Annotated in this window: 2 protein-coding genes; both read left to right on the forward strand. The window is 73.9% G+C overall.

What is annotated here, in order from left to right; genetic code table 11:
* On the forward strand, positions 1-884 hold an 884-nt coding region (locus tag ACFT55_RS19985; RefSeq protein WP_380245602.1), incomplete at its 5' end, for a LacI family DNA-binding transcriptional regulator.
* Positions 885-921: 37 nt separating this feature from the next.
* Entirely contained in the window at positions 922-2,178 is a 1,257-nt protein-coding gene (locus ACFT55_RS19990) for a glycosyl hydrolase (protein WP_380245603.1), read from the forward strand.
* Positions 2,179-2,199: the final 21 nt, after the last annotated feature.

Raw genomic sequence — 2,199 nt, forward strand, 5'->3', positions numbered from 1 at the left:
GGGCCGCCGCCGATGCGCTGAACTGGCGACCGAACTATGCCAGCCGCAAGGTCTCCGGCCAGGGCGGCCGCAGCCTCGGGCTCGTCATCGCCCGCTCCCGCGACACGTTCGGCCGCGACCCGTTCTTCATGCGGCTGCTGGCCGGCCTCACCGAGCCGCTCGCCGACATCGGCTGGTCCCTCTCGCTGACCCTCGTGCACGCGGACGAGGAGGAGCAGGTCTACCGCCAGTGGTGGGGCGAGCAGCGGGTCGACGCGTTCCTGCTGGTCGACGTCCGCAACGACGACCCGCGCCTGGCCCTCGTGGAGCAGCTCGGCGCCCCCGCGGCGCTCCTCGGCGCGCCGCTCGACGACGCTGTGCCCGCCGTCACGGTGCAGGACGACACCGCCGTCGCGACCGTCCTCGACCACCTGGCCGACCTCGGCCACCGCGGCGTCGCCCGCGTCACCGACGCCCCCGGGCTCGCCCACACCCGGGCGCGCGACCGGCGCTTCTCGCAGGCCGCCGCCGAGCGGGGCCTGGACGCGTCCTTCGCCGCGTGGGACCCGACGGCCGCCGACCCGGTCGCCGACCTGCTCGGGCGCCTCGGCCCGGTCACCGCGGTCGTCGTCGACAGCGAGTCCATCGCCGCCGAGATCGTGGCGCACGCGCCCGAGCTCGGGGTCCAGGTGCCCGCGCAGCTGTCCGTCGTGGCCTGGGAGGACTCCTGGGTCTCGACGCTCGTGCGGCCGCGCCTGACCGCCCTCGACGCCCCCGTGGAGGAGAGCGCGCGCACCGCCGTCGCCCTCCTCGAACAGCTCGTCCGCGGCGAGGCCGTCTCGTCGCGGACCGTGAGCGGCCGGCGGCTCGTCGTGCGCGAGTCGACCGCCCCCGCACCCCGGTAACCCCCAGCATCTCCGAGACACAGCGAGGAAAGCTCCCTTGACTTCGACCGTGCCGCGCTTCGGCGTCAACTACACCCCGTCCCGCGACTGGATGTTCCAGTGGATGGCCGTCGACCCCGACGTCGTGCGCGCCGACTTCGAGGCGATCGCCGGGCTCGGTGTGGACCACGTCCGCGTCTTCCCGCTCTGGCCCGTGCTGCAGCCCAACCGGACCCTCATCCGCCGCCGCGCGCTCGACGACGTCGCGCTCGTGACGGACGTCGCGGCGGAGTTCGGGCTCGACGTCGCGGTCGACGTCGTGCAGGGCCACATGTCGGGCTTCGACTTCGTGCCGGCGTGGCTCGTGAACTGGCACGACGGCAACATGTTCGCCGACCAGGGCGCGGTCGACGCCCAGGCCGCCCTCGTGGCCGCCGTCTACGACGCGGTTCGCGACCGCCCGAACTTCTTGGGCCTCACCCTCGGGAACGAGCTCAACCAGTTCCTGGAGCCCAACCCCGCCGCCATGCCCGCCACCCCGGAGCAGGTGACGCACTGGATGACGTCGCTGCTCGACGCCCCGCGCGACCGCGACCCGCGCCACGTCGTCGTGCACAGCGAGAACGACCACCTCTGGTACTGGGACGACCACTCGTTCCTGCCCGAGCACGCGTCCCGGCTGGGCGACATGACGACCGTGCACTCCTGGATCTTCAACGGCACGGCCGCGCGGTACGGGGCGCTTTCGCCGCAGTCCGTGCGGCACGCGGAGTGGATGATCGAGCTGTCGAAGGCGTTCGCGACCGACCCCGGCCGCCAGGTGTGGCTGCAGGAGGTGGGCGCCCCGTCGATGAACCTCGCCGAGGCCGAGATGCCGGAGTTCTGCACCCGCACCCTCGAGGCGGCCCTCACGACGCGTGACCTGTTCGCCGTCACCTGGTGGTGCTCGCACGACGTGACCCGCGACCTCGCGGACTACAAGGACCTCGAGTACTCGCTCGGCCTGCTCGACACCGAGAACCGCGTCAAGCCGCTCGGCCGCCGGTTCGCGGAGGTCGTCGCCGAGGCCCGCCGCGGCGCGCTGCCGCTCGCGCAGGAGCGCACCGTGGGCGTCGTCGTCGACGTCGACGCGGCGGACCTGCCCCTCTCGCGCCCCTCGCTCGGCCCGGGCGGCGCGGTCTTCGAGCTCTGGCACGACCTGCGCGAGCGTGGCGCCGCCGTGACCGTCGTGACCAGCGCGACCGCCGCCGACCCCGCGGCGCTCGCGGCGCGGGGGATCACCGAGCTCGCGCGCGTCGAGGTGCGCCAGCCCTGACCATCGCTGTGGGTACGAAAG

Origin of the sequence: Isoptericola sp. NPDC057191 (assembly GCF_042670225.1) — a bacterium.
Classification (GTDB): Bacteria; Actinomycetota; Actinomycetes; order Actinomycetales; family Cellulomonadaceae; genus Isoptericola.